Source organism: Acetivibrio saccincola, assembly GCF_002844395.1.
Lineage (GTDB): Bacteria > Bacillota > Clostridia > Acetivibrionales > Acetivibrionaceae > Herbivorax > Herbivorax saccincola.
Genome location: NZ_CP025197.1, coordinates 2,442,918 through 2,458,170, shown reverse-complemented (window position 1 = coordinate 2,458,170; position 15,253 = coordinate 2,442,918). Strand labels below are relative to the sequence as shown.

Here is a 15,253-nt window from a genome sequence, read left to right as displayed (position 1 = left end):
AAAAATTCCAAGGAGGAAAAACTTATGAAAAAAGCCATAAATCCCAATGTTATTGCAGTATTTTTAGTAGTATTAATGCTAACCGTCTGGACTTTTACATTAACTTTTGTCAGTGCTGATAATGAGTCAAATCTGATACTGGAATTTGATAAGACAGAAGCTGAAGTGGGTGAAATTATAAAGGTAACAGCCAGGGTGAATAACATAAAAAAATTAGCAGGTTATCAGATAAATATAAGCTATGACCCTGATGTTGTTGAAGTGGTAAATCCTGATACAGGAAGTACTTCTTCAGTTATTGTTACAGGTGATTTGATAACTGACTCTAGGTTTCTTCCCCTTCCTGTTTTATCAAATGATAAGGATACAGGTTTAATTGCAATAGGCAGGATATATATAAATTTACCAGAGTATCAGGAAAAGGGACAGGTAAAAGAAACCGGTATTTTGTTTGAAACAGGATTTAAAATATTAAAAAAAGAAAAGACAGAAATTAAACTTACAAATGAAAGACTCCCCGGAGGCATAGACGGGACTGTTCTATTTGATTGGGAAGGAAAGCATATAAAAGATTATGAAGTTATAGGGGCTATTCAGGAAATAAATAAGTTAGAAATTCCCACATCAGAGATTACACCGGAACCTACCCCGGATCCAACTCCCCAGGAACCGACGGCAACTCCTTCTTTAGATCCAACTTCTGAACCTTCTTTAAAGCCAACTACAGAGCCTGAAGGTGAGATTTTGCCATTAGCTCCAAAACTGGATAACAGCACAGGGGAGGCAAGTGTTACGGCAGAGATAAAAGATATAATGGAAGCCTTTAACAATGCAAAAACAGAAGAAGGAATTAAAAAGCTTGTTTTAAATGTTGAAAGGGTTTTAGGTGCCAAATCATATGTTATAGAGATTCCTACGGATTTATTATCATATAATGATTTAGTTCACAAAATTTTAATTACCACAGAATTTGGAAACATAGAAATGCCGTCAAACTTTTTTAGTCAAAAAGGAGTTTCTGATAAGATTATAAATAGTGCCACTGTTTCTTTTTCCATCAAAACATCTGATTTGGAAGGATTGGATGAAGATATAAAAAATAAAATAGGTATAAGACCTGTTGTTGAAATTGATATAATGGCTGATGGAGAATTGATTCAGTGGAATAGCCCTCTTATACCCATAAAAGTTTCAATACCTTATATGCCGTTGGAAGAACCGGAAAACTATGAGTTTATTGTGGTATGGCATATCAATAAAGGTACCGGCGGGATAATGCCTGTTACAAGCGGCAAGTATCAGACTTACCCGGTTGGCGCAGTTGAATTTATGACTAATAATTTTGGTAAGTTTGCAGTTGCCTATAATTATAAGACATTTGATGATATAAGTTCATATTCATGGGCTAAAAATCAGATAGAAGTTCTTGCTTCTAAAGGAGTAATAAGCGGGATGTCTGAAACTACATTTGCTCCTGGAGAAGACATAAAAAGAGCTGATTTTATTATTCTTTTGATAAAATCTTTAGGGTTATACTGTGAATTTGAATCTAATTTTAGTGATGTTTCACCTGAAAGTTATTACTATGAATATGTTGGCATGGCCAAGGAACTAGGGATCACCTCCGGTGTTGGAAACAATATGTTTAAGCCTTTGAAAAAAATAACCAGACAGGATATGATGGTACTTACGGCTAATGCTTTAAAAATTGCAGGCAAAATTTCAGATACCGGTAATGAGTCTGATATATCTAAGTTTTCTGACAAGGATAAAATTGCATCTTATGCTGTTGAAGGAGTTGCTACACTGGTTAAAAAGGGTATAGTAGTAGGCAGCGGGAATATAATAAATCCCCTTGGAAATGCTACAAGAGCTGAATTGGCTGCTATAATATACAAAATATATTATATTTAAATTTAAAAAATTAAAAATACCGTTGCATTAATAAAAAAATTGTGTTATAATCTTCTCGTTAAAAGAAGATTGCGGGATTGTGTAATGGTAGCACGAATGACTCTGGATCATTTTGTGAGGGTTCGAATCCTTCTCCCGCAGCCATGAAAAAAGCTTTAAAACTTGTTACGAGTTTTAAAGCTTTTTTGAATTTTAAATCTTTTTTAAATATTATAAAAAGTTATGGCATGATAATTTTATGCATGTCCAAAGCAAAAGTTTACATATCATGAGGGTTTAAAGGAATATCATCAATAAATAATACGGCACTTCCTGCAGGTTCAAAGCCCGATTCAGTAGAAAGGTACAGTGTTATAGTATGTTCACCCTTTGTTTTAAAGTGAACATTTTTCCAAATAAGTATGTTTGAAAAACAATTGTTTTTTACTTCAACAGCGCTTAAACCTGTCTCGTGTATTTTTTCGTTATTTGGGTTGGTAAGCCTGAATTTAAAATTATTTATACCATTTGGTACATTTGCCACAGTGGTGTATGTAACAAATGTTAAAGGTGCAGGAGGTGCCTTTAAGAACGGGTTAAAAAGCAAACTCCGCCCCTGAAGTCTGGTTATTTCACTAAATATAAGGATGTTTACAATTGCCGGTGAAATATAAATGTTAATCGCCACCTTTACATAAATTGATATATTTATTTTACTTTATGAATTGTAATTATTCAAGGATATATATTTTTAAAAAAATAGAATTATTCTACCGATATTCATATTATGATATAATAATATTATTTCCGTTTTGGAAGTTATTTGTTAATCCCTTTATACAAAAACTTACTTTACAAAATAATTAAGATGGGAGAGGTTGCAGTTGAAAAAAACTTTTGTTCTTGATACCAATGTACTTTTGCAAACGCCTTATGCACTGTATTCTTTTGGAGACAATACAATAGTTATACCGGAGGTAGTACTGGAAGAGTTGGACAAATTTAAAAAGGAAAATACAGAACTTGGAGCAAATGCCCGTCATGCTGCAAGAATATTAGATGATTTGAGGGAAAAGGGGAACTTAAATAAAGGTGTAAAATTAGAAAACGGAGGCACATTAAGGATTGAGCTTAATTATAGAAATGTAAAAATACCTGATAGTTGGGATGATTCAAATAATGACAACAGAATATTAAAGCTGTGTAAGGGGCTGCAGGAGGATAAGGAAAATGTCTTTTTGGTTACTAAAGACATATTTGTAAGAATAAAGGCGGATATATTGGGAATTACTGCCCAGGACTTTTTTGCAGAACAAGTTCCGGAGTATGAGAAGCAGTACAGAGGCAGACAGGAAGTATATACCACCAAGGAAAAACTTGATGATTTCTATTCTAAAGGATATATGAACAAAGATGATATCTATGTCTATACCTCCGGCTATACAGAGAAGGTTATCCCGGAGTTAACTGTAAATGAATTTTTGTTGATACACTCAGAGACAAATGAAAAACAAACTGCATTAGGACGCTATGACGGTAAAAATATAGTCCCACTGGCTTTTTTGAAGGAAAGACCATTTGGCGTATGCCCCAGGAATGCTGGACAAAAATTTATGCAGGAAGCACTTATGACGGATGCCGACAAAGCCCCCCTTGTCATTATTAAAGGTCCTGCAGGAACGGCTAAAACTTTTTACTCATTAGCTGTGGGCTTGCATAAAATTATGGTTGAGCAAAATAAAATGTACAGGAAAATTTTAGTATGCAGACCTAATGTAAAGCTGGATGAGGATATAGGATTTCTTCCCGGGACAGAGCAGGAAAAGATAGCTCCGTATTTAAGACCTGTCATTGATAATTTGGAAGTTTTGATTGATAATGATGAAAATGAGAGATATTCCAGTGAAAAGGAACTAAAAGACAAAATTGATGAACTTTTTGACAGGAAAATAATTACTGCTGAAGCAATTGCCTTTATAAGGGGAAGATCCATAGTAAAGCAATGGGTTATAATTGATGAGGCACAGAATTTGACGCCAAAACAGGTTAAGGGAATTATAACCAGGGCAGGAGCCGGCACAAAAATAATACTAATAGGTGATCCGGAACAAATTGACCAGCCTTTTCTGGATATCCGCACCAATGGATTATGTTATGCTTCTGAGAGAATGAAAGGAAGTCACTTGTGCTATCAGTTAACTCTTTTTGATGAAGAATGTGAACGCTCAGAACTGGCATATGAAAGTGCAAGACGCATGTTGTAATTAAGGAGGATTTTTTTTAGATTTGAAGAATTATAAAAGACTTGTGAATATCTTTGGTAAAAAATTTTTACTTTTTCTTTTACTGTTTCTCAATAATATAAACAAATATTGAGTATAATAATGAGTAAGAGCATTTAAAATAATAGATTTTATAAAATACAATTATAATATTTTGTATAGCAAAAAGGGGAGGTTTGGCAGGGTTTGGAGGAGAATATGGAGGAGAATGGTATGAGAGTTTTAATGCTATCATGGGAGTATCCACCCAGGATTGTGGGAGGTATATCAAGGGTTGTGCATGGATTAGCCCAGAAACTGGGTGAGAGAGGAAATGAAGTTCATGTTATTACCTGTTGGGAAATGGGAACAAAGGAATTTGAAAAAGACAAAGATGTATATATCCACAGGGTTCATTCTTATGACGTTACACCTAATAATTTTGTTGACTGGGTGCTACAATTAAATTTTTCTTTATTAGAACATAGTATAAAGCTTATAAATGAAACTGGAAAATTTGATATTATTCATGCTCATGACTGGATAGTTGCATTTGCAGCAAGGGTTTTAAAACATTCTTATTTTATTCCCCTTATTTCTACCATCCATGCAACTGAGTATGGCAGAAATTGCGGAATACATGATGATACCCAGAGATATATAAACAGTGTTGAATGGTGGATGGCTTATGAATCATGGAGAATTATTGTAAACAGTGAGTATATGAAGGAAGAAGTAAAGCATGTCTTCCAGGTGCCTGAAGACAAAATAGACATAATTCCAAATGGAGTTGATTTGGATAAATTTGATGGATATGAAAAGGACATGGATTTTAGAAGAAAATATGCCAGGGATAATGAAAAAATTATATTTTTTGTAGGCAGGCTTGTTAATGAGAAAGGTGTACATGTTTTAATTGATTCTGTTCCTAAAGTTTTACAATATTACAATGATGCTAAATTTGTCATAGCAGGTAAAGGACCGCAGCTTGAACATTTAAAAGCCAAAGCAAATTATATGGGAGTATCCCATAAAGTATACTTTACAGGTTATGTAAGCGATGAAGAACTTTCAAAAATATATAAATGCGCTGATGTTGCAGTTTTTCCAAGCCTTTACGAGCCTTTTGGAATAGTGGCATTAGAAGGGATGGTTGCAAATGTCCCGGTTGTTGTTTCGGATACCGGAGGCTTAAGCGGTATAGTGGAACACGGGGTGGATGGGATGAAATCATATACAGGAAATGCAAATTCCCTTGCAGACAGCATACTGGAGATTCTTCACAAACCCGATAAAGCGGAAAAAATGAAAGAAAATGCATTAAAGAAAGTTCACAGCATTTACAACTGGAAGGTTATTACAGATAAAACCATAGAAGTATATAAGAACATTATAAATGAAAGTAAAAAGGCTAATTGGAGTATGTCTATAATGAAAAACAAATTAGATTAATTATAGTTTTTTCATATATAATGTTGACCTTTTTAATTATATTAGGTAAAATTAAATTGAATGCAGTTGATTAAATTAAATATTTTTATTATTATATATATGTATAAAAATATAAATATATATGCATAAAGATATAAAAATTCTATAAAATTCTAATTTGGAAGTTGGGATTCTAATTTAGATTTATGGGTATATGTTTGCCGGGAAGGTATTTCTTTTCCCCTGTATTGAAAATATCATTTTAATAGATTGTTGGTGAATTAAGTTTACCAAATATAAGAGAACCTTGAAAAGTAAATATATCAAGTTCCTATTAGACGTGGTTGTTTTAGATTATGCGCAGCACTTTATATTTTTGTACACCAATACAATTTTCCTGCGATTCTTTAACAAAAAATCCAGTAATTCAAACCTAACCTTTTTTATCTTATAATCAGTTCTTTATATTCCAAAAGCACTAATGTTACCTTTGTAATTAATTATATGGTACTTATTTAAGAATTATTTTCAGATAAACATAAGCTTTAGACACATAATCTATAAAAGTACTGTTATTTTATAGTGTCTAAATATGCAATTAAGTATGTAATGCGTACTAATGGGAAGGAGATATATTTCTTTTAGGGTCTTTATATTTGTGTAAATTTATATATTAAATTTTATCTATAAAGGAGGAAAAAGGAATGTTAAAAAGATTAACATTGGTAACTGTCCTCATTTTTGCAATGTTAGCTACCCAAGTAGTTACTTTTGCATGGACAGACATTGTTACCAACACAAACTTCAAAGGGGGCGTGGGTCTTCCTTGGCACGTTGTTGAGGACTATCCAGCAAAGGCAGAATTTGACATTTTAGATGGCGAGTACGTAATAAATATAATTGATCCGGGAGAGGCTCAATGGGGTATTCAATTTAGGCACAGAAAAATTCCTATTGAATCAGGAATGCAGTACAGAGTATCATTTACAGTACAGGCTGATAAAAACTGTAAAATCTATTCAAAAATAGGCGAAATGGACGAGCCATACACTGAGTACTGGAATAACAACTGGAATTCTCATGAATTAAGAGCAAACCAGTGGTATACTCATGAGGCACAGTTTACAGGTAATGCTAATAATCCTATAGCAGAGTGGGCTTTCCACCTTGGTGACGGTGAAGGCACACAGTATGATAAGGCTACTGTTAAGGCAGGTACAACTATAAGATTTAAAGAGGTAAGGTTACAGGGTAATGGTTATGTACCTCCACCAACACCTCCACCAACACCAAGAAAACAAATCCGCGTAAATCAGGTGGGTTATTATCCAGATGCTAAAAAAGTTGCTACTTTAATAGGTTCTGCAAGCACATGGGAATTAAAAGACAGCAGCGGAAGAACAGTTAAAAGCGGAAGCACTAAATCATTTGGTTTAGATAAAGACTCAGGGGATACTGTTCAGTTAATTGACTTCTCAGACTTTACACAAGAAGGAACTTACTACTTAGAAGCTGGCGGAGAAACCAGTTATGAGTTTAAGATATCAAAAGATATTTACAGCGACCTAATGTATGACGCATTAAAGTATTTCTACTACAACAGATCTGCACAGCCAATAGAAGCAGCTTACTCACATGATCCAAGCTTTGCGCGTCCGGCAGGACATACTAGGGACGTTGCAAAATGTGTTGAATTTGCTGAGTCAAGTGACAGATATGGAGAAACTTATTCCCTTGATGTTACCGGCGGATGGTATGATGCAGGTGACTACGGAAGGTACGTTGTTAACGGTGGTATATCAGCATGGACACTTTTGAACATGTATGAGCGTGCTCTAGCAAAGGGTACAGCGGATAAATACTACGGAGACAACACAATGAACATTCCTGAAAGCGGCAACAGAATACCTGACATACTTGATGAAGTTCGTCCGGAGTTAGAATTTATGTTAAAAATGCAGACTGACAGAGGTAAGAGAGCAGGTATGGTTCACCACAAAGTTCATGATGACCGTTGGACAGCTTTAGGATTATCACCTGCTGACGATGCTGATAGAGAACGTGTATTAAAGCCACCAACAACAGCTGCAACATTGAATATGGCTGCATGTGCTGCAATGGGTTCACGTCTGTATAAAGACATAGATCCATCATTTGCAAATGAGCTTATAAGCGCTGCAGAAGTAGCATGGGAAGCAGCAGTTAAGAACCCTGCAATTTATGCTCCTTTTATATCAACTATGGGTGGAGGACCTTATGGTGACGACTATGTAGAAGATGAATTCTACTGGGCAGCATGTGAATTATATATAACTACCGGTAAGTCACAATATTATGATTATATTAAGAAATCAAGTCATTTCTTAGAAATGCCTGTTGAATTAACAGGTGGAGAAGCAAAACATGGTTTTGTAGGAGCTTTTGACTGGGGTAACACACAAGGACTAGGAACAATATCACTTCTTCTTAACGAAGATGTATTGTCATCAAGTGAAAGAACTACTTTAAAGAACAACATTAAGAAAGCTGCAGATGCATGGATTGCTATTCAGGAAAAGCAAGGTTATGGAATTACTATAGAGCAAAGACCTATACTTCTTGATGATCCAAGCTTAGTTGGTTATCCATGGGGTTCAAACTCATTTGTAGTGAACCAGTGTATAGTATTTGCATATGCTTATGATATATCTGGAGAGGGTAAATACTATAACGCATTGACAACAGCTATGGACTACATAATGGGACGCAACCCTAATAACCAGTGCTATGTATCAGGTTATGGTTCTGTGCCACTAGAAAATCCTCACCACAGATGGTTTGCGTACCAGCTGGATCCTAAGTTCCCTAAGGCACCTCCAGGATGGTTGTCAGGCGGACCTAACTCAGGATTACAAGACCCATGGGTTAAAGGTATGGGTTGGAAGCCAGGTGGATTCCCACCACAAAAATGCTTCTTAGACAATATTGAGTCCTGGTCAACAAACGAAGTTACAATTAACTGGAACGCTCCTTTAGCTTGGGTAACAGGTTACTTAACAGAATTATCCGATAATGGTCATCCAGGTGGTCCAGGTAGTGGTGTACTTCTAGGTGACCTTAACGGAGACGGGGACAGAAACTCAATGGACGCTACATTAATGTCAAGACTAATACTTGAAATAAATGTAAATGCAGACAGAAAAGCAGCAGACATAAATGGAGATGGAATCATTGACACAATAGACTACTCACTATTATCCAGACACATACTAGAAATTAGTTTTATAAAAGACTAAAAAAAGTTATATAGATTAATACATGGGTAAAGTAAAAAAGAGGAATGGCAGCTGCCATCCTCTTTTTTTAGGTATTTTTATTTATAATATAGGGAAATGCTAAGAACACATGCATTACATATAGTTTATATACACAATATAAGCAAATAATTGTTTATATTTATTAGAAATATGCTATAATAATAAGGTTATTAATTATTTTGTGAGAATTATATACCGGACTTTTTAAAAAGTCTCGCTTTAATACATATATAAAATAAAATGGAGGTTTAGTTGTGGCAAGGAAAAAGAAAAAACTAAGGATTATTCCCCTGGGCGGTTTAGGTGAAATCGGAAAAAACATCACTGTGTTTGAATATGGGGAAGATATCATTATTGTGGACTGTGGAATAGCATTTCCCGAAGATGATATGCTGGGTATTGATTTGGTGATACCTGATGTAACTTATTTAACCAAGAATAAGGAAAAAGTAAAAGGATTTGTTTTAACCCATGGTCATGAGGACCATATAGGGGCACTGCCTTATATACTCAAAGATTTAAATGTGCCTTTGTATGGTACTAAATTAACATTAGGTTTGGTTGAACAAAAACTTGAGGAGCATGGATTATTAGGAAGTGTAAAGCTTAAAACCGTAAAGCAGTCAGATGTGATTCAATTGGGATGTTTTAAGGTGGAATTTATAAGGTCAAGTCATAGCATTGCAGACTCTGTGGCTCTTGCAATATTTACCCCTGAAGGTGTTATTGTGCATACCGGGGACTTTAAAGTGGACTATACGCCTATAGAAGGTGAACCTATTGATTTGGCAAGGTTGGCGGAGTTAGGCAAAAAAGGGGTTTTGCTCCTTATGGCAGACAGTACAAATGTGGAAAGAGAAGGGTATACCATGTCTGAGCGGACAGTAGGGCAGACTTTGGATGAAATTTTTATGAACAGCAAAAGCAGGATATTGGTTGCTACCTTTGCTTCTAATGTACACAGGGTACAGCAAATAATAAATGCTGCAGTAAAGTTTAAAAGAAAAGTTGCCATCTGCGGCAGAAGCATGGTTAATGTGGTAAATGTAGCAATGGAACTTGGGTATATGAATGTTCCGGAGGGCGTGATTATTGATATTGACAATATTAATAAATATCCACCGGAAAAATTAGTTATCATTACAACCGGAAGCCAGGGTGAACCCATGTCAGCACTGTCAAGGATGGCAGCAGGTGAGCATAGAAAAGTTGAAATTGTAGCCGGGGACCAGGTTATTATTTCAGCAACCCCTATACCGGGAAATGAAAAATTTGTTTCAAGGGTTGTAAATGACTTGTTTAAAAAAGGTGCTAAGGTGATATATGAAGCCCTGGCAGATATACATGTGTCCGGACATGCCTGCCAGGAAGAATTAAAGCTTATTCACAGCCTTATAAAGCCTAAGTACTTCATCCCGGTGCATGGGGAGTACAGGCATTTAAAACAACATGGGAACCTTGCCCACGAACTGGGCATGCCAAAAGAAAATATTTTTATAATGGACATAGGCAATGTATTAGAAATAACCGATGGTGTAGCAAAATTAAACGGCAGTGTTCCTTCCGGAAGGGTTTTAGTTGACGGGTTAGGAGTTGGGGATGTTGGGAACATTGTTCTTCGTGACAGAAAACATCTTTCACAGGATGGATTGATTGTGGTTGTAATATCAATTGAAAGCAGTACCGGGGAATTGGTTGCAGGTCCGGACGTTATCTCCAGGGGTTTTGTCTATGTGAGAGAGTCGGAGGACCTTATGGAGGAAATCCGGGAGATTTCCAGAAGAGCATTGTTAAAGTGTGATGAAAGGAAAAAAAGCGATTGGGCAACAAAAAAGAGCATTATAAGAGATGCATTGAGGGATTATTTATATGAAAAAACCAAAAGACGGCCTATGATTCTTCCTATAATCATGGAAGTGTAGCAGATTTAGTGTAATGATTGAAGTGCAAAAATAATTTAACAGAGAAAAAAATAAATATAAATAAACAAGAATAAGCTTCAGGTGGCGGGAAAGGCTGCTGTCTGAAGCTTTTTTATTTAATTTTAGTTAAGAAACAGTCAAAAAACCACAAAAACGAGAATAATAAGCAGAAGGATTTTTGTCTAAAATGTAGAATATATTTTAAACACAAACTTATACATTTGGCAAAATTATTTATCAATTCTAAAGAATCCAAGTGGTAATCCAGGTAATGATAAATTAAATAGCGGGGTTATGGATGTAGATTAAAATGTAAAGAAGGTGCAATGAATGAAATTAAATCTATCATTAGATTTATCTAAGAGAATTACTATTTTTGTAGGTATCCTTGTATTACTTGTATCTTTGTCCATTGGATTAATTTCCATTAAAGTGTCTTCCACAGCTATTGTAAAAGAGGTGGAACAGGCAATGCTTCAATATGCAAATGAAGGTGCCAGCCACATTGAAACGCGTATAAATGTTAATCTGGCTGCTTTGTATGAAGTTGCAAACAGATACAGGACAAAGACAATGGACTTAAGAATTCAAAAAGAATCATTACGGGAAGATGTGGAGAGGTTAGGTTATTTGGATTTGGCAGTGGTAATGCCTGACGGGACGGCACATTATGTTTTAGGTAAAGAAACAGCACAGGTGGGGGACAGGGAATATGTAAAAAAAGCCTTTCAGGGAGAAGCGAATATTTCTAATCCGTTAATAAGCAGGATAACAAACAGTGTAGTGGTTATGTTCGCTGCTCCAATAGAAGTTGATGGAAAGGTGGAGGCTGTTTTAATTGGAAGAAAGGACGGAGCTATATTAAACGATATTACAGATGAGATGGGATTAGGCGACATGGGATTTGCTTTTGTATTAGGACCTGACGGCACCTTTTATTCTCATCCTGACAGGGAATTTGTAATGGAGCAAAAGAATATATTTGAAGACATTGAAGAAGGGGGAAGTCTAAAAAGCTTAGGTGAGGTTGTTAATAATATAGGTATTGGAAACAGCGGCTTGGCAAATCATGAATTTTTAGGAAAGGAATATATAACTGCCATAGCAAAAATTCCAAATTCCAACTGGGTTCTAGGGGTTGCGGCAGACAAAAAAGAGGTTTTGCACAGTGTTACATATTTAAAAAGAATAATATTGCTAATTTTTTTAATTGTGTTCATTTTAGGTATGACAGCTTCTATAGCATTGACCAGGACAATTTCAAATCCAATAAAATATTTAGTTGATATAATTAAAAGAATGTCTGAATATGACCTTACATTTGATGAAAATCATAAAGCTATGAAATATGTAAACAGGTCCGATGAAATAGGGATAATAACAAGGTCAGTGTTAAAGATGCAAAATAATCTTATGACACTTATTAAAAGCATTTCAGAGATGTCTGACAGGCTTACTTCTTCTTCAGAAGAATTGTCATCCAACAGTCAGCAATTATCTTTAGCAGCCGGAGAAATAGCAAAAACAATAGAAGAGATTGCAAGAGGAGCCACCAATCAGGCAAAAGAAAATGAACAAGGTGTGGGTAGCATTTCAGAAATAGGGAGTTATATAGAAGATACCCATACCATAAGAAATAATTTAAATGATGCCATGTTAGCGTAAAGTTATTGTAGGGAATGAGACATAAAATACCATATATAATTGAAAAGAAGATGACATCCTGTTAAGATATTAATTAAGCAAAAATAATAAATAGAAAGGATGACATCTTCTATGTATAATAGTATACAACATTTTAATGAATTTGGGGTAAAAAGAATTGAAAAAAAGATAAAAAATTTTATTGAAGAAGGAAAAGACTTAGCTGATCTTGTTCTTGGTCTAAAAGAAGATTTATTTAAACTTGGACGCGATATACTTAAAGAAGTGCTTGAAGATATGGATGAATATTTCCGTAACTGTGAAATAAGGAAACAGTATTGGGAAATTATAAGAAAAGATAAAACAGCTATTTTAACGACATTTGGAACACTAAGTTATAACAGGACATATTTTAAGCATAAGGAAAATGGTAATAGACAACACCTAGTCGACAGGATTGTAGGTGTAGAACCACATGACAGAGTAAGTGCCGATGTTGTAATTAATGCAATAGATGAAGCAGCTGACAGCAGCTACAGAAAGGCAGGAGAAAAGGCGACATATATTGATGAAATCAGCAAACAAGCAGTGATGAATAAAATACATAATATTGAAATAGTTGAGCCTGAAATAAAAGTAGATAAAAAGAGAGAAGTAAAAATATTGTATGTTGAGGCCGATGAGGACCATGTAGCATTACAACAAAAAAGTATATTGAGACAGAATGAGAAGGGCAAGAGAAATACAATTATGCCAAAACTTGTATATGTGCATGAGGGAATTGACTTTGAAAAAAGTAATAAGAAGAGAAAAGTATTAAAGAATGTTCGATATTTTGGGGGAGTGTATAAGAATTCAGAAGATTTGTGGCTTGAAGTATCGGAATACATATATAAACAATATGACGTTGATTTTTTAGAGACGGTGTATATATCAGGAGATGGGGCGTCATGGATAAGGCAAGGAGTTAACTGTCTTTCAAAAAGTAAATTTGTACTTGATAGATACCATCTTCAAAAATACGTAAGAGTTGCGACCACACATTTAAATGATGAAGCAATAAGCCAAGATTTACAGGAGGCTTTGAATTTATCTGATAAAAAAATGCTAACAAAGGTTTTTAAAAAGATAATTGAAAAGACAGGCGATAATGAAAGTAAAATAAAGGCTATAAAAAATGCAAAGCGATATATTTTAAATAATTGGGATGGTATAGAAATAAGGTCAAACAGAGGAATAGTGGGTTGTAGTGCTGAAGGTCATGTGAGTCATGTATTTTCATCCCGTTTAAGTTCAAGACCTAAAGGCTGGTCGAGAAAAGGTGTAGAAAAGATGTCAAAGCTGATAATATACAAGAAGAATGGCGGTAAGGTATATGACATAGTTATGGCACAAAAACAAAAAAAGTTAGCAGCTAGTAGGCAAGAAATTCAGGAAAAATTAATTAAGGAATTAAAGAAGTCATCAAACAGGTATGAGAGTGTATGGAATAGTAATTTAACTGTTATTCATAAGGGGTGTAAAACTGGTTTATATAAAGAATTAAGGCGTATTATAGGTATATGCGGATAGGGATGAGGTAATAATAAAGCAAAAATTACGGGAAAGTTTACAAGTAAGCCTATCCAATAGGAATTATACATATCTAAAAAAAGACAAAGAAAAAGAAAAAACATAAAAAAAGAAAAAGAAAAGAAAAAAGCAAAACTTTAGTACCATGACCCGCGAAGCCCTACTACTTGTCAAGGCCGGGCTTTGCCCGCTTGTTTTAGCCTTGACAAAATGGAAAATGGTACAATAGAAATACTTTTTTCTTTTAAAAGTAGCGTTAAAATGTGAAGGAACATAGATAACAAAATGTACTGATTTGTGACAATCATTGAGTAAAATGGATTCTTTATAGGAAGAAAGAGTTATATGGTATAATAGAGAATAAGTTAGAGGAGTTATAAAAGAAAATAAGGCTCAAAATGATGTAAAACACTTTCGTTACTAAGAGACCGTTATTTGAAATAGTTGCACAAATAAAAAATGGGATGCCATCTACTTTTCTTTTTCCTACAATAAATTGACGCTATCTGATGCCATAGAGAATGTTGACATTCTTAAAAATGAGGGGATTTATGTATTAGGACATCTGGTGGAAAAGACAGCTGAAAACAGCAAGGCAAGTGAAAGGATAAACAGCGTTGTTTTTGAGACAAATGAAAGCGCAAATAAGATTGAAAAGGCCGGTGAAATGCTAAAGGATATTGCAGCCCAGACTAACATGCTTGCATTAAATGCTTCTATAGAAGCTGCCAGGGCAGGGGAGGCAGGAAAAGGGTTTGCAGTTGTTGCCGGTGAGATTAGAGGGCTGGCAGAGGAGTCAGGAAAAGTTACAAATGAAATTTTAAAAATAATTCAAGAACTTTCTGATAAAAGTAAAAAGGCGGTTGTTTCAATTGAACAGGCAGCGGACATTGTAGAATCACAAAATAAAATTGTTGAAAATACATCTAAAAAATTTGAGGGTATTACTAATGCCATTGAAATAATGAAAAAGGAGCTTAAAGCATTAAATGAGTCCAGTGAAAAAATGGAAAGAAAAAAAGAAGAGATGATGGATGTGATTTCAAACTTAGCTGCAATTTCCCAGGAAAATGCAGCAGGAACCCAGCAAGCTTCTGCCTCAGTGGAGGAACAAACAGCATCTATTATGGAAATTGCAGAATCCACAAACTTTTTAGCTGAATTGGCAAATAAAATGATGGTGGAAATAGAAAAATTTAAATATTAGTTTTAAAATGATTTACATAAATTTTTA

9 protein-coding genes and 1 tRNA gene are annotated in these 15,253 nt (G+C 34.8%); 9 read left to right on the top strand and 1 reads right to left on the bottom strand.

All coding sequences use genetic code 11. The features are described from left to right. Positions 1–24: 24 nt before the first annotated feature. Together HVS_RS11040 and HVS_RS11035 are read left to right on the top strand one after the other, a co-directional pair. Positions 25–1,914: an S-layer homology domain-containing protein gene (locus tag HVS_RS11040; protein WP_101302318.1), complete on the top strand. Its 1,890-nt coding sequence runs from the start codon at positions 25–27 to the stop codon at positions 1,912–1,914. Between the two features lie 70 nt (positions 1,915–1,984). Beyond that, positions 1,985–2,058 (top strand) — tRNA-Gln (locus HVS_RS11035). Positions 2,059–2,173: 115 nt separating this feature from the next. On the opposite strand, the gene HVS_RS11030 is transcribed toward HVS_RS11035, so the two are convergent. Further along, positions 2,174–2,581 (bottom strand): hypothetical protein, encoded by a 408-nt coding sequence (locus HVS_RS11030; protein ID WP_101302316.1) that lies wholly within the window; start codon positions 2,579–2,581, stop codon positions 2,174–2,176. A gap of 196 nt (positions 2,582–2,777) precedes the next feature. Here HVS_RS11030 and HVS_RS11025 point away from each other — a divergent pair, with 196 nt between their 5' ends. The 7 genes from HVS_RS11025 (at position 2,778) to HVS_RS10995 (ending at position 15,226) form a co-directional block, all read left to right on the top strand. Beyond that, the gene (locus HVS_RS11025; RefSeq protein WP_101302313.1) at positions 2,778–4,157 is read left to right on the top strand and encodes a PhoH family protein; all 1,380 of its coding nucleotides are present in this window, start codon (positions 2,778–2,780) and stop codon (positions 4,155–4,157) included. A gap of 231 nt (positions 4,158–4,388) precedes the next feature. Then, positions 4,389–5,606: a glycosyltransferase family 4 protein gene (locus tag HVS_RS11020; protein ID WP_101302311.1), complete on the top strand. Its 1,218-nt coding sequence runs from the start codon at positions 4,389–4,391 to the stop codon at positions 5,604–5,606. Between the two features lie 683 nt (positions 5,607–6,289). Then, on the top strand, positions 6,290–8,860 hold the full coding sequence (locus HVS_RS11015) for a glycoside hydrolase family 9 protein (RefSeq protein ID WP_101302308.1): 2,571 nt from the start codon (positions 6,290–6,292) through the stop codon (positions 8,858–8,860). A gap of 275 nt (positions 8,861–9,135) precedes the next feature. Next, positions 9,136–10,803 carry a ribonuclease J gene (locus tag HVS_RS11010; protein ID WP_101302306.1) on the top strand — a complete coding sequence of 556 codons (1,668 nt, stop codon included), beginning with the start codon at positions 9,136–9,138 and terminating at the stop codon, positions 10,801–10,803. A 330-nt stretch (positions 10,804–11,133) separates the two neighbouring features. Continuing rightward, positions 11,134–12,468 carry a HAMP domain-containing protein gene (locus tag HVS_RS11005; protein WP_101302304.1) on the top strand — a complete coding sequence of 445 codons (1,335 nt, stop codon included), beginning with the start codon at positions 11,134–11,136 and terminating at the stop codon, positions 12,466–12,468. Between the two features lie 111 nt (positions 12,469–12,579). After that, positions 12,580–14,019 carry an ISLre2 family transposase gene (locus HVS_RS11000; RefSeq protein WP_242971550.1) on the top strand — a complete coding sequence of 480 codons (1,440 nt, stop codon included), beginning with the start codon at positions 12,580–12,582 and terminating at the stop codon, positions 14,017–14,019. A 496-nt stretch (positions 14,020–14,515) separates the two neighbouring features. Continuing rightward, on the top strand, positions 14,516–15,226 hold the full coding sequence (locus tag HVS_RS10995) for a methyl-accepting chemotaxis protein (RefSeq protein ID WP_159063449.1): 711 nt from the start codon (positions 14,516–14,518) through the stop codon (positions 15,224–15,226). Positions 15,227–15,253 lie beyond the last annotated feature (27 nt).

Coding starts and splice junctions, on each gene's coding strand:
- HVS_RS11020 (WP_101302311.1), top strand. CDS start 4,389: ATGAGAGTTTTAATGCTATCATGGGAGTATCCACCCAGGATTGTGGGA.
- HVS_RS11005 (WP_101302304.1), top strand. CDS start 11,134: ATGAAATTAAATCTATCATTAGATTTATCTAAGAGAATTACTATTTTT.
- HVS_RS11000 (WP_242971550.1), top strand. CDS start 12,580: ATGTATAATAGTATACAACATTTTAATGAATTTGGGGTAAAAAGAATT.
- HVS_RS11040 (WP_101302318.1), top strand. CDS start 25: ATGAAAAAAGCCATAAATCCCAATGTTATTGCAGTATTTTTAGTAGTA.
- HVS_RS11015 (WP_101302308.1), top strand. CDS start 6,290: ATGTTAAAAAGATTAACATTGGTAACTGTCCTCATTTTTGCAATGTTA.